Annotated in this window: 20 protein-coding genes; 5 read left to right on the top strand and 15 right to left on the bottom strand. The window is 60.2% G+C overall.

All coding sequences use genetic code 11. The features are described from left to right. The first annotated feature begins 146 nt into the window (after positions 1-146). From AWB64_RS05745 to AWB64_RS05735, 3 genes are all read left to right on the top strand, one after another. Positions 147-659 (top strand): winged helix DNA-binding protein, encoded by a 513-nt coding sequence (locus AWB64_RS05745; RefSeq protein ID WP_060817621.1) that lies wholly within the window; start codon positions 147-149, stop codon positions 657-659. 123 nt (positions 660-782) lie between these two features. Next, positions 783-2,486 carry a thiamine pyrophosphate-binding protein gene (locus AWB64_RS05740; protein WP_060817620.1) on the top strand — a complete coding sequence of 568 codons (1,704 nt, stop codon included), beginning with the start codon at positions 783-785 and terminating at the stop codon, positions 2,484-2,486. Between the two features lie 33 nt (positions 2,487-2,519). Next, positions 2,520-4,214, top strand: coding sequence for an AMP-binding protein (locus AWB64_RS05735; protein WP_279616248.1), 1,695 nt, complete (start codon positions 2,520-2,522; stop codon positions 4,212-4,214). Positions 4,215-4,278: 64 nt separating this feature from the next. Here AWB64_RS05735 and AWB64_RS05730 read toward each other — a convergent pair whose 3' ends face one another. Together AWB64_RS05730 and putA are read right to left on the bottom strand one after the other, a co-directional pair. Continuing rightward, positions 4,279-5,427 carry a branched-chain amino acid ABC transporter substrate-binding protein gene (locus AWB64_RS05730; protein WP_060817618.1) on the bottom strand — a complete coding sequence of 383 codons (1,149 nt, stop codon included), beginning with the start codon at positions 5,425-5,427 and terminating at the stop codon, positions 4,279-4,281. 101 nt (positions 5,428-5,528) lie between these two features. Beyond that, positions 5,529-9,461 carry a trifunctional transcriptional regulator/proline dehydrogenase/L-glutamate gamma-semialdehyde dehydrogenase gene (gene putA, locus AWB64_RS05725; protein ID WP_060817617.1) on the bottom strand — a complete coding sequence of 1,311 codons (3,933 nt, stop codon included), beginning with the start codon at positions 9,459-9,461 and terminating at the stop codon, positions 5,529-5,531. A 331-nt stretch (positions 9,462-9,792) separates the two neighbouring features. On the opposite strand from putA, the gene AWB64_RS31490 reads away from it, so the two are divergent. Continuing rightward, positions 9,793-9,942, top strand: coding sequence for a hypothetical protein (locus tag AWB64_RS31490; protein ID WP_167353896.1), 150 nt, complete (start codon positions 9,793-9,795; stop codon positions 9,940-9,942). Between the two features lie 45 nt (positions 9,943-9,987). Here the strand turns inward: AWB64_RS31490 and AWB64_RS05720 are convergent, their stop codons facing one another. Both AWB64_RS05720 and hemE read right to left on the bottom strand, forming a co-directional pair. Further along, positions 9,988-12,300, bottom strand: a complete 2,313-nt coding sequence (locus AWB64_RS05720) for a primosomal protein N' (protein WP_244163937.1) — start codon at positions 12,298-12,300, stop codon at positions 9,988-9,990. A gap of 417 nt (positions 12,301-12,717) precedes the next feature. After that, a complete protein-coding gene (hemE, locus tag AWB64_RS05715; protein WP_060817616.1) occupies positions 12,718-13,806 on the bottom strand; it encodes a uroporphyrinogen decarboxylase in 1,089 nt (362 codons plus the stop codon). Between the two features lie 161 nt (positions 13,807-13,967). On the opposite strand from hemE, the gene AWB64_RS05710 reads away from it, so the two are divergent. Next, on the top strand, positions 13,968-14,807 hold the full coding sequence (locus AWB64_RS05710) for a transporter substrate-binding domain-containing protein (protein WP_082850371.1): 840 nt from the start codon (positions 13,968-13,970) through the stop codon (positions 14,805-14,807). A gap of 68 nt (positions 14,808-14,875) precedes the next feature. Here the strand turns inward: AWB64_RS05710 and AWB64_RS05705 are convergent, their stop codons facing one another. The 11 genes from AWB64_RS05705 to AWB64_RS05655 all read right to left on the bottom strand — a co-directional run bounded on the left by AWB64_RS05705 (position 14,876) and on the right by AWB64_RS05655 (position 26,066). Beyond that, on the bottom strand, positions 14,876-15,823 hold the full coding sequence (locus AWB64_RS05705) for an alpha/beta hydrolase (protein ID WP_060817615.1): 948 nt from the start codon (positions 15,821-15,823) through the stop codon (positions 14,876-14,878). A 522-nt stretch (positions 15,824-16,345) separates the two neighbouring features. Further along, entirely contained in the window at positions 16,346-18,076 is a 1,731-nt protein-coding gene (locus tag AWB64_RS05700) for an AMP-binding protein (protein WP_060817614.1), read from the bottom strand. Between the two features lie 232 nt (positions 18,077-18,308). Continuing rightward, the gene (locus AWB64_RS05695; protein ID WP_056356279.1) at positions 18,309-18,734 is read right to left on the bottom strand and encodes a F0F1 ATP synthase subunit epsilon; all 426 of its coding nucleotides are present in this window, start codon (positions 18,732-18,734) and stop codon (positions 18,309-18,311) included. Positions 18,735-18,785: 51 nt separating this feature from the next. Continuing rightward, positions 18,786-20,180 (bottom strand): F0F1 ATP synthase subunit beta, encoded by a 1,395-nt coding sequence (gene atpD / locus AWB64_RS05690; RefSeq protein ID WP_060817613.1) that lies wholly within the window; start codon positions 20,178-20,180, stop codon positions 18,786-18,788. Positions 20,181-20,248: 68 nt separating this feature from the next. Continuing rightward, positions 20,249-21,151, bottom strand: coding sequence for a F0F1 ATP synthase subunit gamma (gene atpG, locus AWB64_RS05685; RefSeq protein WP_060817612.1), 903 nt, complete (start codon positions 21,149-21,151; stop codon positions 20,249-20,251). 100 nt (positions 21,152-21,251) lie between these two features. Beyond that, positions 21,252-22,793, bottom strand: coding sequence for a F0F1 ATP synthase subunit alpha (atpA, locus tag AWB64_RS05680; RefSeq protein ID WP_060817611.1), 1,542 nt, complete (start codon positions 22,791-22,793; stop codon positions 21,252-21,254). 47 nt (positions 22,794-22,840) lie between these two features. After that, complete coding sequence (locus AWB64_RS05675) at positions 22,841-23,380, bottom strand: F0F1 ATP synthase subunit delta (RefSeq protein WP_047895195.1); 540 nt, start codon at positions 23,378-23,380, stop codon at positions 22,841-22,843. A gap of 2 nt (positions 23,381-23,382) precedes the next feature. Then, positions 23,383-23,853: a F0F1 ATP synthase subunit B gene (locus AWB64_RS05670; RefSeq protein ID WP_060817610.1), complete on the bottom strand. Its 471-nt coding sequence runs from the start codon at positions 23,851-23,853 to the stop codon at positions 23,383-23,385. Positions 23,854-24,017: 164 nt separating this feature from the next. Then, positions 24,018-24,290: a F0F1 ATP synthase subunit C gene (gene atpE / locus AWB64_RS05665; RefSeq protein WP_047895197.1), complete on the bottom strand. Its 273-nt coding sequence runs from the start codon at positions 24,288-24,290 to the stop codon at positions 24,018-24,020. A 129-nt stretch (positions 24,291-24,419) separates the two neighbouring features. Beyond that, the gene (atpB, locus tag AWB64_RS05660) at positions 24,420-25,271 is read right to left on the bottom strand and encodes a F0F1 ATP synthase subunit A (protein WP_060817609.1); all 852 of its coding nucleotides are present in this window, start codon (positions 25,269-25,271) and stop codon (positions 24,420-24,422) included. 183 nt (positions 25,272-25,454) lie between these two features. Next, on the bottom strand, positions 25,455-26,066 hold the full coding sequence (locus tag AWB64_RS05655) for an ATP synthase subunit I (protein WP_060817608.1): 612 nt from the start codon (positions 26,064-26,066) through the stop codon (positions 25,455-25,457). Between the last annotated feature and the right edge of the window lie 25 nt (positions 26,067-26,091).

Genomic DNA, 26,091 nt, shown 5'->3' with positions numbered 1-26,091 from the left:
CCGGTAGTCGAGGTCGTGCCTCGATGCGATCATCGGAATGTACATTGTCAATAAATTATCAACAATTTATCAATAAGTGTGTCCGCTAATTATTGAAATTTGGGTTGGTACGCTACACTCGACGCCACATTGTTCCGTTAAGCGCCATGCCTCGCCATCCGACCAAGATTGTTTCGTCTGAGCACCTCGTATCCGAAACCAGCGCGGAATTGTCCGAGTTCGAGTACGGTTTGATCATGGCTGGCAATGCGTTCAACCGATGGATGGTGCGATGCATGTCGGCAGCGGGGGCGAAGGACATGACGGCCGTGGAGGTATCGCTGCTGCATCATGTCAGTCATCGTGACCGCAAGAAGAAGATTGCCGATATCTGCTTTGTTCTCAATATAGAGGACACGCACGTCGCGAGCTATGCCTTGAAGAAGCTGATGGCGCGGGGTTATGTGGCGAGTGAAAAAGTCGGCAAGGAGGTGTTGTTTTCGGCAACGCCGGCGGGGAAGGAGCTGTGCGGGAAGTATCGGGAGGTGAGGGAGAGTTGCTTGATCAGCGCGTTGAAGGAAAGCGGGCTTTCGAACGAGCAGATCGGCGAAGCGGCACAGTTGCTGCGCAATGCTTCCGGGCTTTATGACACAGCGGCGAGGGCTGCCGCCTCACTATAGGTTTCGTTCGCACTCGGGGGCGGGCCACTCGCATAACCCCGGCCTAGCGCCAGCGCCCCGCCCAAGCGTAAGCTACAAAAATCCACGCCCCGTCGCGCAAGCCCTTCCGGGAGATTTCATCGAATGGCATCTGCTGGCGTTTCCTCCAATCCCCTCACCACCGGCGCACGCCTCGTTGTCGATGCCCTCCTGACCCACGGCGTCGAACGCGTCTTCTGCGTCCCAGGCGAAAGCTTCCTCGCCATCCTCGATTCCCTCCACGACGAAACCAGCCGCATCCAGACCATCGTCTGCCGTCACGAAGCAGCGGCCGCGAACATGGCCGAAGCCATCGGCAAACTGACCGGCCGCCCAGGCGTCGCGCTCGTCACCCGCGGTCCCGGCGCGACGCATGCGTCTATCGGCGTGCATACGGCCTTCCAGGACTCCACGCCAATGATCCTGCTAATCGGCCAGTGCGCACGCGAACACATGGATCGTGAAGCCTTCCAGGAAATCGACTATCGGCGCATGTTCGGGCAAATGGCGAAGTGGGTCGCTCAAATCGATGACCCCAAACGCATTCCCGAATACCTCAGCCACGCATTTCATACGGCAACATCCGGCCGACCCGGCCCCGTCGTGCTCGCATTGCCCGAAGACGTGCTCAGCGAGGCCTGCGAAGCCGTCCCCGCCGCGCCGCGCTACCAGCGTGTCGCCGCTGCACCCGCGCCCGCGCAGATCGAGCGCGTGCGCGAACTGCTCGCGGCATCGAAGAAACCGTTTGTGATTGCAGGCGGCAGCGGCTGGACGCAGGAAGCGACAGCCAATTTCGCCCGTTTCGCGGAGGCATGGCGGCTGCCCGTAGGCTGCGCATTCCGCTTTCAGGACACGCTCGACAACAACCATCCAAATTACGCAGGCGATGTCGGCCTCGGCATCAATCCTGCACTCGCCGCGCGCATTCGCGACGCCGATCTGCTGCTGATACTCGGCCCGCGCATGGGCGAATCGACGACCGGCGGCTACACGCTGCTGGACATTCCGAAGACAAGGCAGACGCTGATCCACATTCACCAGGGCGCGGAAGAACTCGGCCGCGTGTACTCCGCCGATCTGCCGATCGTATCGGGCATGCCGGAAATGGCGGCGGCCCTGGCTTCCCTGGAGCCGCCGGCAAACATCGCATGGAGCGGTGCAATCGATGAAGCGCACGACGCGTATCTCGCGTGGCGCAAACCGCGTCCCATGCCTGGCGATGTCCAGCTCGGCGAGATCATGGAGCAACTCAGCATGCATCTGCCCGCTGATTCCATCGTGACAAACGGCGCAGGAAATTATGCGACGTGGCTGCACAGGCATTACGCGTATCGGCATTACCGGTCGCAACTGGCGCCCACCAGCGGCGCAATGGGCTACGGCGTGCCGGCGGCGATCGCAGCGAAGTCGTTGTATCCGGAACGCGTAGTAGTGGCGTTCGCCGGCGACGGCTGCTTCATGATGTCGAGCCAGGAATTGGCCACGGCGATGCAATACCAGCTCGCTGTGATATTCGTGGTGGTGAACAACCAGCAATACGGCACGATCCGCATGCACCAGGAGCGCCATTATCCGAATCGCGTGCACGGAACCGCGCTGACGAATCCCGATTTTCTAGCCTATGCGCGTGCGTTCGGCGCGCACGGCGAGCGTGTTGAAGCGACTGCGCAATTCATGCCGGCATTCGAGCGCGCGATAAAAAGCGGCTTGCCATCGGTGATCGAAATCAGGATTCCGCAAGATGCGAGCACGCCGGCCGCGACACTCGATCAGATCAGGGAGCAAGGCGAAAAATTGCGGCAAAAATAGCAAGCAGACAAACAAAACTGACGGAGACGCAAGATCATGGCATCGCAAGCATTTTTGCAAGCAAGAGACTTCCTGCTGCGTCATCGCGACGACTACGAAACCGCGTACAAGGACTTCGCGTGGCCGGAACTGACCGAGTTCAACTGGGCGCTCGACTGGTTCGACGAATACGCGCGCAGCAACCTTGCCCCGGCGCTGTGGATCGTGGAGGACAATGGCGACGAAATCAAGCTGTCGTACGCGGAGTTATCGGCGAGATCGAATCAGCTTGCGAACTGGCTGAGACAGCACGGCGTGCAGCGCGGTGACCGCATCCTGCTGATGCTGCCAAACCAGCCCGCGCTCTGGGAAACCATGCTCGCCGCGATGAAACTCGGCGCCGTCACCATTCCGGCAACCATGTTGCTGACGCCGGCCGACATCGCGGATCGCATGACGCGCGGCGAAGTCAAGCACGTGATCGTGGCATCGAGTGAAACGGCGAAGTTCGACGCCATCGATAAAAACAAGACCCGCATCGCGGTCGCCATTCCTGAAGGCACAGCATTGCCCGAAGGCTGGCTGAATTTCGCCGATGCCTTCAACGCAAGCCCGTCATTCGAGCCCGAAGGGCGCACGCTCGCGACCGATCCGCTGCTGCTTTATTTCACGAGCGGCACGACGAGCCGTCCGAAACTGGTTCTGCATAGTCATCAAAGCTATCCGGTCGGCCATCTCTCGACCATGTACTGGATCGGCCTGAAACCCGGCGATGTCCATCTCAACATCAGTTCACCCGGCTGGGCGAAGCACGCGTGGAGTTGCGTGTTCGCGCCGTGGAACGCGGGCGCGACGGTGTTCATCCACAACACCCCGCGCTTTAGCGCCAGGTCCACGCTCGAGGCGCTGGTCAAGCACCAGGTCACCACGCTCTGCGCGCCGCCGACCGTCTGGCGCATGATGATCCAGGAAGATTTATCGGCGTATCAGGTGCATTTGCGCGAGGTCGTGGGCGCGGGCGAACCGTTGAATCCGGAGATCATCGAGCGCGTGAAGAAAGCCTGGAACCTCACGTTGCGCGACGGGTTTGGCCAGACCGAAACCACGGCGCAAATCGCCAACTCGCCTAACCAGCCGATGAAAGCAGGATCGATGGGAAGGCCGTTGCCGGGTTACAGGATCACGCTGCTCGATCACGACGACAACCCCGCGCAGGAAGGCGAACTCGCGCTGATCCTCGACCCGAATCCCTTGGGCCTGATGGACGGCTACGTGGACGATCCATCGAAAACGCAAGACGCAATGCGCGGCGGCCATTACCGCACGGGCGACGTGGCATCCATCGACGCCGATGGATATTTCACCTACGTAGGCCGCGCCGACGATGTCTTCAAGGCCGCAGACTATCGCATCAGCCCGTTCGAACTGGAAAGCGTGCTGATCGAACATCCGGCGGTTGGTGAAGCGGCGGTGGTGCCGAGTCCTGATCCGCTGCGGTTATCGGTGCCGAAGGCGTTTGTAGCGTTACGCAATGGCTACGAACCGACCAGGGAAACCGCTGGAGAGATATTGAAATTCGCGGCGCAGAAACTCGCGGCCTACAAGCGCATTCGGCGCATCGAATTCTACGAATTGCCGAAAACCATCTCGGGGAAGATCCGTCGCGTGGAACTCAGGAAAACTGAAGAAGCACGAGGCAGCGATGCACGCCGGGAGAACGAGTATTGGGAGGAGGATTTCAACGTTTGACCATGTAAAAAACCCCGCAGCAAAACGCCCGCGGGGTTTCTCACATCACACCACACCAATACCCTTACTTCCCGCCCACGCTTTGCAGCGTCGTCCACTTGCCGCCAACGACCTTGTACAGCGTGATCCCGCCGTTCTTCAAATCGCCCTTCGCGTCATAAGCAAGCTGCTTCGACGTCACGCCAGGCATGTCGGTTTTAGCCAGCATAGGCAGGTACTTGGCCGGATCGGTCGAATTCGCCGTCTTCATGGCGGTGAACATGGCCATTGCGCCGTCATACGCGTAAGGCGAGTACGTCTGCACGTCTTCGTTAAAACGCGTCTTGTACTTCGCGACATATGCAGCGCCGCCCGGCATTTCATCCAGCGGCAAGCCAGCAAGCGACGCCACCGTGCCGTCGGCCGCGTCGCCGGCGATCTTCAGGAACGTGTCGGTCTTGACCATTTCGCCTGCCATCAACGGCGCGCGAAGACCCAATGTCTTCATTTGCTTGACCATCGGGCCCGCTTGCGAATCAGCGCCGCCGTAGTACACGAGGTCCGGATTCGCCGACTTGATCTTGGTCAGGATGGCCTTGAAGTCGACGGCCTTGTCGTTGCCATATTCACGATCAACGATCGTCGCGCCCGCCGCCTTCGCCGCCTTTTCGAACTGATCGGCAAGACCCTGGCCGTAAGCCGTGCGGTCATCGACAATCGCGATCTTCTTCATCTTCAGCGTCTTCACCGCGAACTCGCCCGCCACCGATCCTTGCTGCGTGTCGGAGGTCATCATGCGGAACGTGGTCTTGTAACCCTGCGTGGTGTATTCCGGCGCAGTCGCCATCGCGATTTCGGGAATGCCGGCGTTCGCGTAGATGCGCGAAGCAGGAATCGTAGTGCCCGAGTTGAAGTGACCGAGCATGCCCTTGATGTTGTCATCCACGAGCTTTTGCGCGACGGTCGTGCCGGTGCGCGGGTCGGCCTGGTCATCGGCGGAATCGAGCACGATACGGATGGGCTTGCCGCCGATCACCGGCTTCGTTGCGTTGAAATCCTCAACCGCGAGGACGATGCCGTTCTGGAAATCCTTGCCGTAATGCGCCTGCGCGCCGGTCATCGGGCCAGCGAAACCCACCTTCACGTCCTCAGCCGTTTGCGCCTGAGCCGTTGCAGCAACCGACAACCCCGTCACCAACATCGCTGCTGCCAGCTTCTTCATCGTGTAATCCATAAACTCTCCTGATTCCCATGTAAGTGGCAGCGCGTGCCGGTGTCGCCGTGCCTGCTGCCGTTGTTTGAGCCAATCCGCCGCGCCTGCAAGTTCAGTCAGGCTCAGCCGATCGTCATCAAATTCGCATTGCCGCCCGCGGCCGCCGTGTTCACGCTCACCGAGCGCTCCGTCAGCAACCGTTCGAGCGCGTAGTCCTGCTCGCCGTCGTGGGCTTCGTCGGCAAACGCTCCCGCCGATACACCCTGCACCGAGACAATCGGTCCCGGGCGTTTTGCGACGTCCTTCACCAGCGCCATCAGTTCGTCGCTGTCGCCTTCGAAGAGGACGGCGTCGAAAGGAACATCCTGGTTCTTGCGCACCAACGCATGCGCCTTGAGCGATGCCGGGAGCGCCGCCATGAGTTGCTCGCCAGCCGCGCCCGAGAACAGCGCCTTATTGCCCGTTGCCAGCACGGCTGCGAACTGAGCGCGCGCGCCGCTTGCCGTCGACGCCACGCACAAGACCATGCCGCGCGCGCCGAGCGTGTATGTGTTGCGCTCGCCGGTGGGACCGGGCAGCACGGCGGTCGCGCCGGCCATGACGTGTTGCAGATGGCCGTCGCAACGCGCGGCCGTTTGCGGATCGCGTTCGGCGATGGCCCAGTCGCGCAATGCGGTGAGCGCGGCGGGCGTATCGTTCGAAACCGTCTGGTCCGCGATCAGCACGCTTTCCAGCGACTTCGGCAAACCGGTCGGGCGCTTGGCGAGAAGACGCTGCAAATACAGCGCGCCGCCTGCTTTCGGTCCCGTGCCCGATAACCCCTCGCCGCCGAACGGCTGCACGCCGACCACCGCGCCAATCACGTTCCGGTTCACATAGATATTGCCCACATGCGCGCGGCCGACGACGTGCGCGATGGTTTCGTCGATACGTGTATGGATGCCCAGCGTCAGCCCGTAACCCGTCGCCTTGATTTGGTCGAGCAGTTTATCAAGTTGCGCGCGCCGATACCGAACCACATGCAGGACGGGCCCGAACACTTCGCGCTTGAGTTCATCGATGGAATCCAGTTCTATCAACGTCGGCGGAACGAACGTGCCTTGTGCGCAACTGTCGGGCGTCGGCAACTGCACGACGTTGCGGCCTTTTTCGCGCATCGATGCAACGTGCGAGTCGATGCTTTGCTTGGCTTCGGCATCGATTACAGGCCCCACATCCGTGGACAAACGATCCGGATTGCCCATCGCAAGTTGCTGCATCGCGCCGGTGAGCATTTCGAGCGTGCGCTCGGCGACATCGTCTTGCAGGCAAAGAACCCGCAGCGCGGAACAGCGTTGACCGGCGGAATCGAACGACGACTGCAACACGTCCGCGACCACTTGTTCGGCAAGCGCCGACGAATCGACGATCATCGCGTTTTGCCCGCCCGTTTCGGCGATCAGCGGGATCGGGCGGCCATCAGGATCGAGCCGTTCGGACAGGGTCTTGTTGATGAGGCGCGCCACGTCTGTTGAACCGGTGAACATCACGGCGCGCGTGCGCGGATCGGCGACGAGCGCCGCGCCCACGGTTTCGCCATTGCCCGGCAGAAGTTGCACCGCGCCAGCCGGCACGCCGGCTTCACGCAGGATGCGCACGGCTTGCGCAGCGATCAGCGGCGTTTGTTCGGCAGGCTTGGCGAGCACCGGATTGCCGGCGGCGAGCGCCGCGGCGACCTGTCCCATGAAGATTGCCAGCGGAAAATTCCACGGGCTGATGCAGACAACCGGACCAAGCGGCCGATGGGTATCGTTGGAAAACTCGCCCCGGATTTGCGCCGAGTAATAACGCAGGAAATCGATCGCCTCGCGAATCTCGGACACGGCATTCGCCAGCGACTTGCCGGCTTCCCGCACGACCAGACCCATCAGCGTATGCGTCTGCGCTTCGAGCAGATCGGCGGCGCGGGCGAGACAATCGGCGCGTTCATCTACAGGCGTCGATTGCCAGATCGGCGCGGCGGCCACGGCGTTGTTCAGCGCCAGAGCGACGTGTTCCGGCGATGCATCCGTCACCGTTCCCACCAGATCGCGCAAGTCGGCCGGGTTGCGGACATCGTGCGCAACGCCTTCTATCACATCGTTGGTTTCGAGCATTGGCGCCGCTCGCCACGGATGATTCGCGCTCGCGAGCAGTGCCGACGACAAGGAAGCCAAACGGTGCTCGTTCGACAGATCGAAGCCCATCGAATTGAGGCGCTCGCCGCCGTACAACTGGCGCGGCAACGGGATCTTCGCGTGCGGCAAACCGAGCGGCGTGAGCTTGGACGCTTCTTCGATGGGATCCTGCACGAGCTCGCTGACGGGAATCGCCTTATCCGCAATGCGATTCACAAACGAGGTGTTCGCGCCGTTCTCGAGCAAGCGCCGCACGAGGTACGCGAGCAGCGTTTCGTGCGTGCCGACCGGCGCATACACGCGACACGGCCGGTTGAGCTTGTCGCGCCCGGTGACTTCTTCGTACAGCGGTTCGCCCATGCCATGCAGGCATTGGAACTCGTATTGCCCGGGATAATAATTGCCGCCAGCCAGGTGATAGATCGCCGACAACGTGAACGCGTTGTGCGTGGCGAATTGCGGATAAACGGCATCGGGCGCGCCAAGCAACTTCTTCGCGCATGCCACATACGAGATGTCCGTATAGATCTTGCGTGTATAGACCGGATAACCTTCGAGGCCATCGACTTGAGCGCGCTTGATTTCCGAATCCCAGTACGCGCCCTTGACCAGCCGCACCATCAAACGATGCCGGCTGCGACGCGCCAGATCGATCAGATAATCGATAACAAACGGGCAGCGCTTCTGATAAGCCTGCACCACGAAACCAATCCCGTTCCAGCCGGCCAGTTCCGGATCGAAGCACAGCGCTTCGAGCAGATCGAGCGAAATTTCCAGCCGGTCCGCTTCTTCCGCGTCGATGTTCAAGCCAATGTCGTAACGGCGCGCGAGCAACGCCAGCGCCTTCACGCGCGGCAGCAACTCGGTCATCGTGCGTTCTTGCTGCGCGCGTGAGTATCGTGGATGCAGCGCCGACAACTTGATGGAAATTCCCGGGCCTTCATAAATGCCGCGCGAACCCGCCGCCTTGCCAATAGCGTGAATCGCCTGTTCGTACGACGCGTAATAGCGCAGCGCGTCTTCTTCTGTCGTCGCGGCTTCGCCGAGCATGTCGTAGGAATAGCGAAATCCACGCGCTTCAAACTTGCGGCTGTTGGCGAGCGCCTCCGAGATCGTCTCGCCCGTGACGAACTGCTCGCCCATCAGGCGCATGGCCATATCCACGCCCTTGCGGATCAGCGGTTCACCGCCGCGCCCGATCAGGCGCGTCAACGCCGACGACAGCCCAGCTTCGCTGTTCGTGGTCACGAGCTTGCCGGTGATCATCAAGCCCCACGTCGCCGCGTTGACGAACAACGACGGCGCCTGGCCCATATGCGAGCGCCAGTCGCCCTTGCTGATCTTGTCGCGGATCAAGGCATCGCGCGTTGCGCGATCGGGAATACGCAGCAGGGCTTCGGCAAGACACATCAGCGCGACGCCTTCCTGGCTCGACAACGAGAATTCGTGGATCAGCCCTTCCACGCCGCCGCCCGTCTGCTTTTTACGCAGCGCTTCGACGAGCTTTGTCGCCATCGCGTTCGTTTCGACGGCGACACCTGCCGGCAACCGCGCCTGCCCGATCAGGAAAGGTACGCATTCGGGCTCCGGCCGCCGATACGCCGCCGTGATCGCCGCGCGCAGCACCGATTGCGGCTGGACGTTCTGGGCAAAATCGAGGAACGGATGAGGCGCGCCGTCTTCGTCGGAGTCGGCGTGAGCAGGAGGTTCGAGCGAATCGGCCGCGCCAAGTGCACCGGACAGTTCCGGCGGCAACTGTCCATGTTCGATGCGCTCCAGGTACGCGAAGATCGCCTGCTTGATGAGCCAGTGCGGCGTACGCTCGAGCCGCGTTGCGGCGTCTCTCAGGCGGGTACGCAAAAGATCATCGACTTTAACGCCCAGGGTGGTGCTCGCCATAACTCGTTCCTTGCCGACTTGAGGAGCCGGCGATAGCTTGAAAAGTGGCCGAATCGTAACTCGCACATAAAAAAGGTGCAACCGACTTTTAGAGACGGGTTGCACCTATGGAAAACCATATAGGACAAGGGATTAGGGGTAATTGAGGATAGCGACGAAGCCAGCGCGTGCCTACGATTCCCGCGAATGGCTATTTTTCAGCATCACCCTAATTAAATCCTGCTTGCTGCCGATAACTCGGGTACGGCCAAAGTAGCGACGAATCCAGAGCGGCCGAATTTAATCAGCCGTGGTTCGGGGAGCAGAGGATATGAGCAACTGGATGGTTTTTATGATCGTATGGGCGATGGTCGCAATGTGCGTGGTGTTGTTCATCCGCGGAGCTCAACCGCATGTGGAGCGTCCGGACGGTGAAAACCGTGGCGACAGCCGCGACATGAAGGGCGGCGCTTTCGCGCCTGGCGTGGACGTAGCGCGTTAAAGCGGGCGCTTGCAGGCCGCACCCCGCAGGCCGCTCCCTCGCGGCCTAGATGTCCAATGGATCGACCTCGACGTTCCATCGGATCAGGCCTTTCACCTTGATTCCGCGCAACGCCGGCTGCCACGCCCGCAGAGCGCTCTGCAATACCGCGCGTGAAGCGCATTCGAGCAGCAACTGCGCGCGATGCACGTTGAAGACCTTCACAATGGTCAGCGGCACCGCGTCATACACCGTCACCCGCTCAGTCCCGGCCAGCGCGGCAAACTCCGCCGCCGCCGCGCCCAAAAAGTCCAGCGCGACTTCAAGCGTCCTTCCCTCGGCCCGCAACATCGCCTGATAGACAAACGGCGGCAAATGCGCGTCGCGCCGTTCGGCCAGCGTCGAATTGGCGAAGCCGACGTAATCATGTCGAGCCAGCGCGTGATAAAGCGCGTGCCGTGCATAACGCGTCTGGATCATCACTTCCCCAGGCAATCCCGCGCGCCCGGCGCGCCCGCTTACCTGCATCAATTGTGCGAAAAGCCGCTCGCTGGCTCGAAAGTCGTGGGAGAAAAGCGCGGTATCGGCGTTGAGCACGCCGACCAGCGTCACGCGCTGAAAATCGTGCCCCTTCGCGATCATCTGCGTGCCGACAAGAATATCGACTTCACCGGCGTGGACATCGGAAAAGAGCGCTTGGGCGCTGCCTTTGCGCCGCGTGCTGTCGGCATCGATACGCAGAACCCGCGCGCCCGGCACCGCCGTCGCCAGCGTTTCTTCGACGCGTTGCGTGCCGCGCCCCATCGGAGCAATGTCAACGTTGCCGCAATCCGGGCAGGACTTCGGAATGCGCGATTCCCAGCCGCAGTGGTGACAGCGCAGCGCGCGCTCCGGCTTGTGGAGCACCACGTAGGCGCTGCATCGCGGGCAGCCTGCAACCCAGCCGCAGGCGTCGCAGGAAAGAATGGGCGCGTAGCCGCGCCGGTTGAGGAACACAAGGCTTTGCTCGCCGCGTTCGAGACGGGTTTTCATCGCAGCGATCAACGGCCCGGACAAGCCTTCCACCGACGCCCGTCCACGCTGCCTTTCCTCTTCCAGGTCGATTAGCCGCACGCTTGGCAGAACGGCTGTCGCCACGGCGCGGCGCGTGAGCGTGAGCCTGGTGTATCTGCCCTGCTCGGCCTGCCACCAGCTTTCCAGCGACGGCGTAGCGGACCCGAGTACAACGGGAATCTCGATTTCCTTCGCCCGATACACCGCCAGATCCCGCGCCGAATAGCGCAAGCCTTCCTGCTGCTTGTACGCGGGATCGTGTTCTTCATCCACGACGATCAACGCCAGCTTCGGCATCGATGCGAGTATGGCGAGCCGCGTGCCCAGCACAAGCCGCGCGCGGCCGGTGTGCGCCGCGAGCCAGTTGCGCGCGCGCTCGCCCTCGGCCAGGCCGCTATGCATCGTGACGATGGCGCCTTCCGGCAACGCGGCGAACCGAGTGCGGAACGCAGCCTCGAATTGCGGCGTGAGATTGATTTCCGGGACAAGCACGAGCGCCTGGGCGTCGGGTCGTGCGGCGAGCAGATCGGCCAGCGCGTGGAGATAAACCTCCGTCTTGCCACTGCCCGTCACGCCATGCAGCAGGAACGCGGCAAAACCTTTCGCGTGCCGGATGGCATCGACGGCTTCGGTTTGTTCGGCCGTGAGTTGCGGCAAAAGCGCGCCGCCGGTATGAAGTAGTGCGGCCTTTTCGAGTTGCGGTTCGAGCGCAATGTCCTCGGCCGGGACATCGCCTCTTTCCAGCCTTACCCAGCCGTGCGACTGCCATTCGTCCAGCGTAGCGCGGGCTTTCGGATGCAACGAGCGGGCATCGGCGGCCGGAAGGGTAGGATTTGCAGCCAATGCGCCGGCGAGACGGCGCAGCGCCGTTGCGCGCGCCGGCAACCCGTCAGGAAGATTAGCGCGCCCCTCGGCCGTCAACCTGTAGCGCTCTTCCGGCGCGAGCAACTTCGCCCAACGCGAGGCGTCGCGCAAGACTTGCGGCAGTGCGGGCAATGCCACTTCGCCCAAGCCGCGCTGATAATAATCCGCGGCAAAAAGCGTCAGCGCGCGCCACTCTTTTGCAAGCGGCGCCAGTGCGCTGAAGATGGCGGCGACGTCGCGTAGCTTGTCCGCCGGCACGTCGCTGTGGTCCGTGACCTCGCAGATCATGCCGACTGCGTCGCGACGTCCGAACGGAATCCGCACCAGCATGCCGGGCAGCGGCGCGGATTCTAGGGTGTATCGATAATCGAAAAGCGTCGCCAGCGGATGATCCAGCGCGACGCGGACAAAGACGCTCAATTGCGGCACCGCCCGCGCGTCATAGCGCCGCAATGTTTCCACGTGAACGTCAGCCTGAGCGCCGCGAAGTTAAAGTGAAACATCACAATCGCCGCTAAGCCATGGATTATTTTTGAGATTTCGCAGCTTTCCACAGCCCTGTGGATAACTTTGTTGAGAACTTTGGTTGACACCCGCAAAAAACCTTGTTCTCGCTAGTTGTGTTCGGTACCCCACATAACGCACCAAATCAAGATATCTCTTATTAATCATGCACTTGATGTCACAATTCACAGTTTCGACCGGTAAGTTTGGTCTGAATTGAGGTTTGCGCGCCGCAACGTACAAAATGTGCATAAGTCAACCTTGACATTGGCCGAACAGCCGATCCACGGACGTTTCAAGGCACTATTGCCACCCGGCGAACCGTCTTGCGTAAGCTTTTCATGCCGCAAGGCAGCAATCTTTTTTGATCAGGCTTCAGTTTTTTAAACGAATCGCCCGGCTGTGCCGATGCACTTCATCAACCAGTTCAGCGACGTTTTCCGGATGCGTAAATTGGGAAATCCCGTGGCCCAGATTGAATACATGGCCCGGATGGTTGCCGAAGCTGTCGAGGACAGCGCGCGCCTCCGTTCGGATCACCGCAGGCGATGCAAACAACACAGTTGGATCGATATTTCCCTGCAACGCCACCTTGCCGCCCACCTTTTCGCGCGCCTGGCCAAGGTTCACGGTCCAGTCGAGGCCAACGGCATCCACGCCTATGGATGCAATCTGTTCAAGCCACAAGCCGCCGCCCTTGGTGAAGGTAATGACAGGCACCTTCACGCCGTCGTGTTCGCGCTTGAGGCCCGCGACGACCTTCGCAATGTACTCAAGAGAGAAGCGCTGATACGCGCCGTCGGCCAGTGCGCCGCCCCAGGTATCGAAGATCATCACGGCTTGCGCACCCGCCTCGACCTGCGCGTTCAGGTACGCGGTCACGGCCTGCGCGTTGATGTCGAGAATGCGGTGCATCAGGTCGGGCCGCGTATAGGCCATCGCCTTGACCGTGTGATGATCGGGCGACCCGCCGCCTTCCACCATATAGCAGGCGAGCGTCCACGGACTGCCCGAAAAGCCGATCAGCGGCACTTTCTGGCGGCCTTGTGCGTCGGTCAATGCGCGGCGAATCTGCGATACCGCGTCGGTCACGTAACCCAGCGTGGCGTCGATAGCCGGCACAGCCAGCTTCGCCACATCTTCCTCCGTGCGCACCGTACGCTCGAACCGGGGACCTTCGCCTTGCACGAAATTGAGTCCGAGCCCCATTGCGTCGGGGATGGTCAGGATGTCGGAGAAAAGAATCGCGGCGTCGAGCGGGAAACGGTCGAGCGGTTGCAACGTGACTTCTGTCGCGTAATCCGGATTGGTCGCGAGGCCGAGGAAACTGCCGGCGCGCGAACGCGTGGCGTTGTACTCGGGCAGGTAGCGGCCCGCCTGACGCATCAGCCAGATCGGCGTGTAGTCGGTCGGCTGGCGCTGCAGCGCGCGAAGGAAGGTATCGTTCAGAAGTGTGGAAGGCACGTGGCTCAAGCTCGGGCTTTGGGCAAAAGGCCATTCTACCGGAGGCGGCCACGGGAATTCGGCCACCTCTGCCGTGGCTCAAGTCCGGGGCATTAGCCAATATCCAATGCGCGGTTGCATCGATATGATCAGCCGCTCAAAACGTCCAACAAGGAGTATCGATGAGAGTCTTCGCCTTTTGCGCCGCCGTATTCGTCCTGGCGTTCGGCGTCGCTACCGGCGCATGCGCGCAGACCGTGCAGGCGGGCAGCATCACCGGCAAGCCCGCGGCGAGCGCGCCGTCCGTCAACACGGCGCCTGCTTCCCGGCTCGATGAAATCCTTGCGCGCGGCAGCTTGCGCATCTGCACAACAGGCGACTACAAGCCGCACTCGTTCCTGCGGCCGGACGGACAATTCGAAGGCATTGACATCGACATGGTGCAGAACCTCGCGCGCTCCCTGAACGTGAAACCGGAGTTCGTGAAGACGTCGTGGTCCAATCTGATGAGCGATTTCACGGCGAAATGCGACATTGCAGTTGGCGGTGTTTCCGTCACGCTGGATCGCCAGAAGCGCGCGTTCTTCACGCAGCCATATATGGTCGACGGCAAGACGCCAATCGTCCGCTGCGCGGATGCCGATAAATATCAGACCGTTGAGCAGATCGATCAGCCGGGCGTGCGCACTATCGTGAATCCGGGCGGCACGAACGAGAAATACGCGAAGCAATTTCTCACGCACTCGCAATTGATTGAATATCCGGACAACGTGACGATCTTCAAGCAGATCCTCGATGGTCACGCCGACGTCATGGTCACCGACGCGTCCGAAACGCTGCTCCAGCAAAAACTCAACCCCGGCCTTTGCTCGGTGCATCCGGACAAGCCGTTTCAATTCGCCGAAAAAGCGTACTTGCTGCCGCGTGGGGACGTGGTGTTTCAGCAGTATGTGGACCAGTGGCTGCATTTGTCGCGATCCACTGGCGAGTACCAGTCGATCTTCGATAAATGGCTCAAATAGTCAGCCCGTGACGCTTACAAATCCGCTCGTAAGCGTCACGTAATCCAATGGCGCTGGACGTCTAAAAGTCAACGCGGCGCGTGTAACAATTCACCGAAGCGTTTTGACGTTTTTTTCATCCATGCTTCCGCGGATTTCGAATGCGCCTGGATTCGTCCGAAGCCGTGCGTCATGTCGTGCGCATCAATTACTTCCACGCGGCCGCCGTTTGCTTCCAGAAAACGTGCAAATTCGTGGGCGTCGTCATAAAGCGGATCGTAGGCCGCGCCCACAATCAACGCCCGCGCCGGCGTTCGATCGTAGGATTCGGCGAGCGGAAACGCGCGGACGTCGTCGTCGGCGGGCGGCTGCGTGGTCAGGAATTGTGACCAGTACCACTTCATCTCTTCCGCGCTGAGGCCCGGCCCTTCGGCATTCGCGGTAAAGCTTCCGCCTTCGAAACGGCACCGCGCGACCGGATAGATCAGCAGTTGGGCGCTCACGAGGCCCGCCACGCGGTCGTTCGCCGCCCGTGCCGCGACAGCCGCGAGATGGGCGCCCGCGCTATCTCCGGCTACGCCAAGGCGCGTGGTGGCGAATCCCATCCGCGAACGATGCTCGGCGAGCCAAAGCAGCGCGTCCAGCGCGTCGTCCACGGGCGTGGGGAACGCGAACTCGGGCGCCAGCCGGTAATCCACGCTGACCACCGCGCAGTGCGAATCCAGCGCAAAGCGCGCGATCATCACGTCATGCGTGTCCAGATCGCCGAGAACCCAGCCGCCGCCGTGAAAATAAACGACGAGCGGCAACGGCACGCTGGCAGGCCCCGGCCGATACACACGCGCCCGCAGGTCACGCCCATCAAGGGGCAACACGATCTCATCCACCTTGACGCCGGCGGGACGCGGCGTTGCGAACGCGCGCGCCACGTCCTGGAACTGCTGGCGCATGGCCCGCGCATCGGCGTTGGCGGGAAGTTTGGGAAAAGCTTCAGCGACCTTCGCGTAATACGCGAGCAGGTCTGCGTCGATGGTCATGCGGATTGTCTCCATGCGAGTGTTGCAGTCCGATCAGTTCAGCGGATTTCGATTGTGCTTAAAATCAAGAAAATGCGCTTGAAGCGGTCGTGATTAAAAACACTGGTTAATACGTCTATAGACAATTTTTCGACGAAAACAGCCCGAAGCCTTGCGGTTCAAGGGTTACAACCTGAAACACTTTGTTACGGCGATGCCTGAATTATTCGCCCACAATCACTTCAACGGTCTCAACACATATGTGATCGAGTTCAATGTGGGTAAAGAGCAACACGCCTGCTTGCGCTTGTCGGTCGGAAAGGTTCCGAAACCCAATGTCTGGGACATGTTTGTTGGGCTCGTTGGTCGAGAAAAAGCATCTCGACCCTTCCCACCTTTGGTCTCCTCGCGCTAACCCCGTAGCGTGTGGTTTTTAGCGGGCTCCAGGCCCGCTTTTTTTTCGTCTGCACAAACGTTTGCGTGGAAATGAAATGGTCGCCGCGATTGTTCCGGCGACCATTTTTTATACGCCAGCAACGGATCTCAGGCGGTTTTTGCCTCCGTGACCTTCAGTTCATCAATCATCTTCGCGCGCATGATGAACTTCTGGACCTTCCCGGTGACGGTCATGGGAAGTTCATCTACGAAACGGATGTGTCGCGGGATCTTGTAGTGCGCGATTTGCCCTTGGCAAAACTCGCGAATGTCTTCCGGCGTAGCGAACTCGCCCTGTCGAAGAACAATCCACGCGCATACTTCCTCGCCGTATTTTTCATCGGGAACGCCAAAAACTTGCGCAGACTGGATCTTTGGATGGCGGAAGAGAAATTCTTCAATCTCGCGCGGATAAATGTTCTCGCCGCCGCGGATCAGCATGTCCTTCAACCGTCCGACAATGTTGCAATATCCTTGCGCGTCGAGCGTGGCGAGATCGCCGGTGTGCATCCAGCCGTCGATAATCACTTCTTGCGTCTTCGCTTCGTCGGCCCAATAGCCTTTCATCACCGAATAGCCGCGCGTACAAAGTTCGCCCGTCTCGCCAACCGGGACGATATCGCCAAGCGGATCAACGAGCTTCACTTCCAGATGCGGCTGGATCCGGCCGACGGTTGTCGTGCGTTTATCGAGTGGATCGGTGGTCGAGCTTTGGAACGATACCGGGCTCGTCTCCGTCATCCCATACGCGATGGTGATCTCGCGCAGGTTCATCTTTGCGACCACGCGTTTCATGGTTTCGATAGGACAAGGCGAGCCCGCCATGATGCCGGTGCGCAAGCGGCTCAGGTCGTACTGGCCGAAGGTTGGGAGATCCAATTCGGCAATGAACATGGTCGGGACGCCGTGAAGCGCGGTGCAGCGTTCTTCATCTACGGCGGCAAGTGTGGCAGCAGGATCGAAGGCTTCGCCGGGAAAGACCATCGCCGCGCCCACCGATACACACGCCAAAACCGCCAGCACCATGCCGAAGCAGTGATAAAGCGGCACGGGAATGCAGAGCGAGTCCTGCTCGGTGAGCAACATGGAGTGCGCGATATAGCGGCCGTTGTTCAGCACGTTGTGATGCGTGAGCGTCGCGCCTTTGGGATTGCCGGTCGTGCCGCTCGTGAACTGGATGTTGATGGGATCGAACGCGCTGAGTTTTGATTCCAGTGCATCGAGTTGCGTTCGGTCAAGCCGTTCGCGGCCGCGCGACATGACATCGGGGAAACGCAGCATGCCGGGCGTCGAGCCTTCGCCCATGCGGATCACGGCTTTCAAATCAGGGAATCGGGCGGCGTTGAGAAAACCGGGCTCAGCCGTCGCGAGTTCTGGCGCGAGCGTTTGCAACATCTCCAGATACTTCGATGACTTGAACTGTTCCGCCGCAATCAACGCCTTGCAGCCGACCTTGTTCAGCGCATATTCCAGCTCGGCCAGCCGATACGCCGGATTGATGTTCACCAGGATCGCACCGATCCTCGCGGTGGCGAATTGCGTCAGCAGCCACTCGGCACGATTCGGCGACCAGATACCAACCCGATCGCCCGCAACAACGCCGAGTTGCAGCAGGCCCGACGCGAGGACATCCACCTCATTGGCGAATTCGCGCCATGTCCAGCGAACGCTCTGCTCGCGGAAAACCACTGCCGGACGGTCGGGAAATCGCGCGGTGGTATCGAGGAGAAAGCGTGAAACCGTGGCTTCGCTGAGCGGGATATCGGTCGAGCCGCGAACGTAGGACAGGCCGTCGAGTGGTTCGATCTGTGGCCCGGTGTGCGTCGATGGGGTAGCCATGTCGAAGGTCTCCTCCGTTGATGTGGAACGCTGCGCGGCGTGGTGGCGTGAAAGCCATTCGGAAGGCTAATTGTGCATCGCGCAGAAGATGCACGGCATTGAGTGTTACCCGCAATGAGCGGTGAATACCTGCCTGTTGGATATGCAGAAATGCACGGACGGATGCTCGCCGCGGCCATAAAAAAAGCAGCCCGAAGGCTGCTTTTTCCCGAAGCTGAAACTACTGAAAAGCTTAATGCTGACCGCGAATTTTCCGCAGCCGTTGAATCGCCGCGATCTGAGCCGTCGCGTACGCGAGTTCCGCTTGCGCGGTTGCGTACTCGAGGTTCGAACCGGTGTTCTGCAGCGCTTCTTCCGCGCGCTTCTTCGCTTCGACTGCCTTGGCTTCGTCGAGATCCTGACCACGGATCGCGGTATCGGCGAGAACCGTTACCACACCCGGCTGAATCTCGAGAATACCGCCCGCGACGAACACAAACTCTTCCTCGCCGTTCTCCGCTTCAATGCGCACCGCACCCGGACGAATCCGCGTGATCAGCGGCGTGTGGCCCGGCAAGATACCGAGTTCACCTGCTTCGCCCGGCAGCGCAACGAACTTCGCCCGGCCGGAAAAAATCTGCTCTTCCGCGCTGACGACGTCTACTTGAATAGTTGCCATATCGACTCCAATAGGGCGCGGTCTTTTTACAGTTCCCGCGCCCAGCCCGCTTTACTGAATCTTCTTGGCCTTTTCAAAGGCTTCGTCGATGGTGCCGACCATGTAGAACGCCTGCTCCGGCAGATGATCGCACTCGCCTTCAACGATCATCTTGAAGCCGCGGATGGTTTCCTTCAGCGGCACGTACTTGCCGGGCGAGCCCGTGAAGACTTCCGCGACGTGGAACGGCTGCGACAGGAAACGCTGGATCTTGCGAGCGCGCGCAACCGCGAGCTTGTCTTCCGGCGCGAGTTCGTCCATGCCCAGAATTGCGATAATGTCGCGCAATTCCTTGTAGCGCTGCAGCGTTTGCTGCACGCCGCGCGTGATGTTGTAGTGCTCTTCGCCAATCACGTTCGGGTCGATCTGACGCGAGGTCGAATCGAGCGGATCCACAGCCGGATAAATACCCAGCGAAGCAATGTCACGCGACAACACGACCGTTGCGTCCAGGTGACCGAAGGTGGTCGCCGGCGACGGGTCGGTCAAGTCATCGGCGGGAACGTACACGGCTTGCACCGAGGTGATCGAGCCGGTTTTCGTCGATGTAATCCGTTCCTGCAGACGGCCCATTTCTTCAGCCAGCGTAGGCTGATAACCCACAGCCGATGGCATACGTCCCAGGAGAGCCGACACTTCCGTACCAGCCAGCGTGAAACGGTAGATGTTGTCCACGAAGAACAGCACGTCCAGACCTTCGTCGCGGAAATGCTCGGCCATTGTCAGGCCGGTCAGCGCCACGCGCAGACGGTTGCCCGGCGGCTCGTTCATCTGGCCGTACACCAGCGCGACCTTGTCCAGAACGTTCGAATCCTTCATTTCGTGATAGAAGTCGTTCCCTTCGCGGGTACGCTCGCCAACACCGGCGAACACGGAATAACCGCCGTGCTCTTTAGCGATGTTGTTGATCAGTTCCATCATGTTCACGGTCTTGCCCACGCCGGCGCCGCCGAACAGGCCAACCTTGCCGCCCTTTGCAAACGGGCAGATCAGGTCGATCACCTTGATGCCGGTTTCGAGCAGTTCCGTTGAAGGCGACAGTTCGTCGAACTTCGGCGCCTTCTGGTGAATCCCGCGCGTCACGTCCGTGTTGATCGGGCCGGCTTCGTCGATAGGACGACCCAGCACGTCCATGATGCGGCCAAGCGTCGGCTTGCCGACCGGCACGCTGATGGGCTTGCCCGTGTTCTTCACGACCGTGCCACGGCGCAATCCGTCCGATGCACCCAGACAAATGGTCCGGACCACGCCGTCGCCCAGTTGTTGCTGGACTTCAAGCGTCAGTTCCGAGCCTTCCAAAACGAGCGCGTCGTAAATCCTCGGCATGTCGGCACGCGGGAATTCCACGTCGATCACTGCGCCGATGCACTGTACGATCTTGCCTTCTACCAAAGCAGTAGTACTCATCGCATTTCCTTTAGATACTTGATTCTTCACTCGCGCGACAGGCGCAGTTCGATTCGACGCCTGGACGATCAACCGACCGCTGCAGCGCCACCGACGATCTCTGACAATTCCTTCGTAATCGCTGCTTGCCGGCTCTTGTTGTACACGAGCTGCAATTCGCCGATCACGGTCTTCGCGTTATCCGACGCGGCCTTCATCGCGACCATGCGAGCCGATTGCTCCGACGCCATGTTTTCCGCCACCGCCTGATACACGAGCGCTTCCACATAACGCACGAGCAGTTCGTCGACCACGGTCTGCGCATCCGGTTCGTAGATGTAATCCCACGAGGTTTTCGGCGTGACCGGTTCGCTGGTCTTGTCGAGGCCGTCCTTGCGCGCGAAATCGCTTGCCGACAACGGCAGCAATTGTTCGATCACGGCTTCCTGCTTCATCGTGTTGACGAAGCGCGTGAACGCCAGATAAACCGCGCTGATCTTGCCTTCCGAATACAGGTCGAGCTGAACCTTGATCGCGCCGATCAGCTTTTCCAGGTGCGGCGTGTCGCCGAGCGCCGTGACTTGCGACACGGTCTTGGCCTTCAGCCGGTTCAGGAAGCCCAGACCCTTGCTGCCAATCGCGGATGCTTCAACCGTCTGCCCTTTCTGCTCCAGCTCCTTGAACTTCAGGAGCGCGGCGCGAAGGATGTTCGTGTTCATGCCGCCGCACAGACCTTTGTCGGTCGTGACGAGGATCATGCCGGCCGCTTTCGCGCCCTTGTTCTCAACCATGAACGGATGGCGATACTCAGGCGTCGCAGCGCTCATGTGTGCGGCAACTTCGCGGATCTTGTCGGCATATGGGCGAGCTGCGCGCATGCGCTCCTGCGCGCGGCGCATTTTCGACGCAGCCACCATTTCCATAGCCTTGGTGATCTTGCGCGTGTTTTGCACGCTCTTGATCTTGCCGCGGATTTCCTTCATTCCAGCCATTGCTTACTCCTCGATCGAAGTGGCGCGGGATGCTTCATTTGTTCCAGAAGCGGCCCGCGCCGCTTCAAATTTCGACCAAATCCGAAGATCGGTACCGAAATCAATAAGCGCCCGACTTCTTGAAGTCCTTCAGCGCGGTATGCAATGCGCCGTCGTCGTCCTTCGACAAGTCCTTGTTATCTTCAATGCGCTTGATCATGTCCGCGTGCTTCGTCTTCAAATAGTCGCGAAGACCCTTTTCGAACGGCAGTACCTGAGCAACTTCGAGATCGTCCAGATAACCGTTGTTCGCGGCGAACAGCGAAATAGCGAGTTCCCACACTTGCAGCGGCTGATATTGCGGCTGCTTGAGCAATTCCGTCACGCGGCGGCCGCGCTCCAGTTGCTTGCGGGTCGCTTCGTCAAGGTCCGACGCAAACTGCGAGAACGCAGCCAGTTCACGATACTGCGCGAGGTCGGTACGAATACCGCCCGACAGCTTCTTGATGACCTTGGTCTGCGCTGCGCCACCGACTCGCGACACGGACACACCCGCGTTGATCGCAGGACGGATACCGGCGTTGAACAGGTCGGTTTCCAGGAAGATCTGGCCGTCGGTAATCGAGATCACGTTCGTCGGAACGAACGCAGTCACGTCGCCAGCTTGCGTTTCGATGACCGGCAGTGCCGTCAGCGAACCGCTCTTGCCCTTCACTTCGCCGTTCGTGAACTTCTCGACGTAGTCTTCCGACACGCGAGCAGCGCGTTCCAGCAGACGCGAGTGCAGATAGAACACGTCGCCCGGATACGCTTCACGGCCCGGCGGACGGCGCAGCAACAGCGAAATCTGACGATACGCCCAGGCTTGCTTGGTCAAATCGTCATATACGATCAGCGCGTCCTGACCGCGATCGCGGAAGTATTCGCCCATCGTGCAGCCGGCGTACGGCGCCAGATATTGCATGGCGGCCGATTCCGAAGCCGAAGCCGCGACCACGATCGTGTATTCCAGCGCGCCGGTTTCTTCCAGCTTGCGAACCACGTTCATGATCGACGAAGCCTTCTGGCCAATCGCAACGTAGATACAGAAGAGGTTCTTGCCCTTCTGGTTAATGATCGCGTCAATGGCGACAGCCGTCTTGCCGCACTGGCGGTCGCCAATGATCAGCTCGCGCTGGCCACGGCCAACCGGCACCATTGCGTCGATGGATTTGAGGCCCGTTTGCACCGGCTCCGAAACCGACTTGCGCCAGATCACGCCCGGCGCGATCTTTTCGACAGCGTCGGTCATCTTTGCGTTGACCGGACCCTTGCCGTCGATCGGGTTGCCCAAAGCGTCGACCACGCGGCCGAGCAGTTCCGGGCCAACCGGCACTTCGAGAATGCGGCCCGTCGTCTTGACGATGTCGCCTTCCGAAATGTGTTCGTATTCGCCCAAAATCACGGCGCCAACCGAATCGCGCTCGAGGTTCAGCGCGAGGCCGAAGGTGTTGCCCGGGAATTCGAGCATTTCGCCCTGCATCACGTCCGACAAACCGTGAATACGCACGATACCGTCGGTCACGGAAATCACAGTGCCTTGGTTGCGAACATCGGAGCTCGCTTCCAGGCCCTGGATCCGGCTCTTGATCAGCTCGCTGATCTCAGAGGGATTGAGTTGCATTAGTCACTCCAGATAGTCAATTCTTAACCGCGCCGGCGCAAAAAGCGTCAGGCGGACAGCGCCGTCTGCATGCTCGCGAGGCGCGCGCGGACCGAGGTATCGAGTACTTCGTCGCCTACCGTCACGCGAACGCCGCCGATCAGCGACTTGTCGACTTCAACAGTAGGTTTCAGCTTGCAATGGAACTTGCGTTCGAGATTCGCGACAAGGTCGGTCAACTGTGCGCCTTCCAGCGGGAATGCGCTGACAATCAGCGCATCGGCCGCACCTTCGCGGGAATTCTTCAGCTCGTCGAACTGCACGGCAATTTCGGGCATCAGCGTCAGCCGGTGGTTGTCCACCAGCATCTGCACAAAGTTCTTCGCCTCCGGCTGCTTGGCGAGCGGGGATTTCACCGCCGACAACAACAGCTCGCTGACTTGGTCGCGGCTCACTTTCGGGCTCGTCGCGATGGACAGCACTTCAGGCAGACGCGCAACCTGAGCCAGCTCCTCGACGAAGTCAGACCAGGCGGCGAGCTCACCCGCTTCGGCCACGCGGAACAAAGCTTCAGCGTACGGTCGGGCGATGGTTGCAAGTTCGGCCATGATCAGAGCTCGGTTTTGAGTTGATTCAGCATGTCGGCGTGAACCGATTGATCGACTTCGCGCTTCAGGATCTGCTCGGCGCCCTTCACGGCCAATGCCGCGACTTCGCCGCGCAATGCTTCGCGCGCTTTCACGATTTGCTGGTCTGCGTCGGCTTTCGCTTGTGCAATGATGCGCGCAGCTTCGGCCTGAGCGTTAGCCTTGATTTCGTCGGCGACAGCCACTGCACGCTTTTCGGCGTCCGCAATGCGCTGCTGGCCGTCGTTACGGGCTTGCGCGAGTTCCTGGTCGACGCGCTTATGTGCGGCTTCGAGTTCGGCCTTGCCCTTTTCGGCGGCTGACAAGCCGTCGGCGATCTTCTTCGAGCGCTCATCCAGGGCGTTGATCAACGGCGGCCACACGAACTTCATCGTGAACCACGCGAGGATCAGAAACACGACCATTTGCGCAAACAGGGTTGCGTTGAGATTCACGGTGTTTCCTTAAACGTTGCTAATCCGGAGAGTGAAACGGCAAGGCGCCTGATCGAGGGTTGCATCGCGAGCTTGCATCGCGAGGAGTACATCGACTAAGCGCCGTCGCCCGTTCCGTCCTGCACTTGACGCCCCAAGGCTCAAGCGCACACTTCCGAGGAAACTCAGCCTGCGGCGAGCTTCGACAGCAGCGGGTTTGCGAACGCAAACAGCATTGCCACACCAACGCCGATCAGGAACGCCGCGTCAATCAGACCAGCCAAGAGGAACATCTTGGTTTGCAGCGGGTTCATCAGTTCCGGCTGACGGGCACATGCTTCAATGTACTTGCCGCCCATCAGGCCGATACCGATACAGGCGCCGATTGCACCCAGGCCGATGATGATGCCGATACCGATGGCGGTCAGACCCTGGATGTTGGCGATGAAAGCGTTCATGACTACTCCTATGTGAAAAGACTTTGGAACTTAGATTTATAAAAAATTGAAACTCGATACGGATTCTGCTGTGGTTTGCCGCCGCGCTGTCTTGCAGCGGCCTACCGGACTACTGTGCATCTTCCCTGCTTAGTGCGCGTCATGTGCCTGGCCGAGATACACCAGCGTCAGCATCATGAAAATAAACGCCTGCAGCAGCACGATCAGAATGTGGAAGATCGCCCAGACCGTTCCCGCAACCACGTGGCCCAGGAAGCCGAGGACAGAAGCGTCCGCGCCGAAGTGCCACATGCTGCCGAGCAGGGCGATCAGCAGGAACAACAGTTCGCCTGCGTACATGTTGCCGAACAGCCGCATGCCGAGGGAAACCGTCTTGGCGACGAACTCGATGATGTTCAGTGCAAGATTCGGGATCCACAGGAGCGGATGCGCGCCGAACGGAGCCGAGAGCAGTTCGTGCACGAAGCCGCCGGCGCCCTTGATCTTGAAGTTGTAGTAAATCATCAATACGAACACGCCGATCGCAATACCCAGCGTGCCGTTCAGGTCGGCCGTCGGGACCACGCGCATATGCGGGAACGTCTCGGTCAGGCCAAGCCAGCCAATCACGCGCGTGGGCAGATCAACGGGGATGAAGTCGAGCGAGTTCATGAGCGCAACCCACACGAACACCGTGAGTGCGAGCGGGGCGATAAAGCGGCGGTTGCCGTGGATCATCGACTTCGACTGGTCTTCGACCATCTCGACCAGCATCTCGATTGCGCACTGGAAACGTCCTGGCACGCCGGACGTGGCCTTACGCGCGGCCAGACCAAGAATGATGATGGTGACGACGCCGCAAACGATCGACCAGAACAACGTGTCGAGATTCCAGACGTGGATGTCGAAAATCGACGTCTGCGAAGAAGTGGAGAGATTCTGCAAATGGTGCGCGATGTACTCCGACGGATCCATCGCGTGCGTTCCTTCGCTAGCTGCCATAACTTTAAAGCCACCCAAATTGTCGAAAATCGTTCGCTGCCCGTGTGATCCTCAAACCGCCACGTCGGGCGATCCGCAGGGCACGAACCCGCGTGCAGGAGATGAAGCAGTCCGCACGTATTAATCTGCTCTATTGCCGTCAGCAGGTCACTTACCTGACACGTCAAGTCTGTCAGTTGCGCCTTACTTCCAGGCCATTGCTATCCAGTACGTCTTCAGTGCAATGAGGTACGTCACCAGCAGCGGTATCCAAAGAACGCCCTTGAAACCGTACGCAATGGCGACGAACATCGCAATCGTCGCACCCATCTTCATGGCTTCGCCGATCACCCAGCTCGCTATGGTTTCAGCGCCGCTCTTCGCCTTCAGCCGTGCTGCGAACAACACGCTCGGCACCCAGCAAATCGCGCCTCCGAGGAACGCGGAAAGCGCTACAGCGCCCGGCACAGCAGTGCCCGGCGGGCTGTAAAACAGCCACCAGACCAACGTCGCAACCAGGGACAAAACCATTTGCGCCGCCACGACCTTAAACGGCGTGACACGCGATGAACGACTCACCTCGGGACCAAACAGCGTCTCCGCCTCTGCCCGCGTCAGCGGGACAGTATTGTTATCTTTCGCTTCGGCGTCCCACGAATCGTCGAACGGATGATTCGACGTATGGCTCGCCTGACCTTGGGAAACCGGTGTGGAATTTGAACTGGTTGGAGTACGGCCAGTCAAATTTGCGGCAGGGCCTGAAACATGCCCTTCGTTTCCGCCTTCCGGCGCTCGATCCTGCTCTCGCACCGTCATCACACATCTCACTAAAGTCAGTCAC

The sequence above is a fragment of the Caballeronia sordidicola genome, assembly GCF_001544455.2.
Lineage (GTDB): Bacteria > Pseudomonadota > Gammaproteobacteria > Burkholderiales > Burkholderiaceae > Caballeronia > Caballeronia sordidicola.
This window is presented reverse-complemented; position numbering and strand designations above follow the sequence as displayed.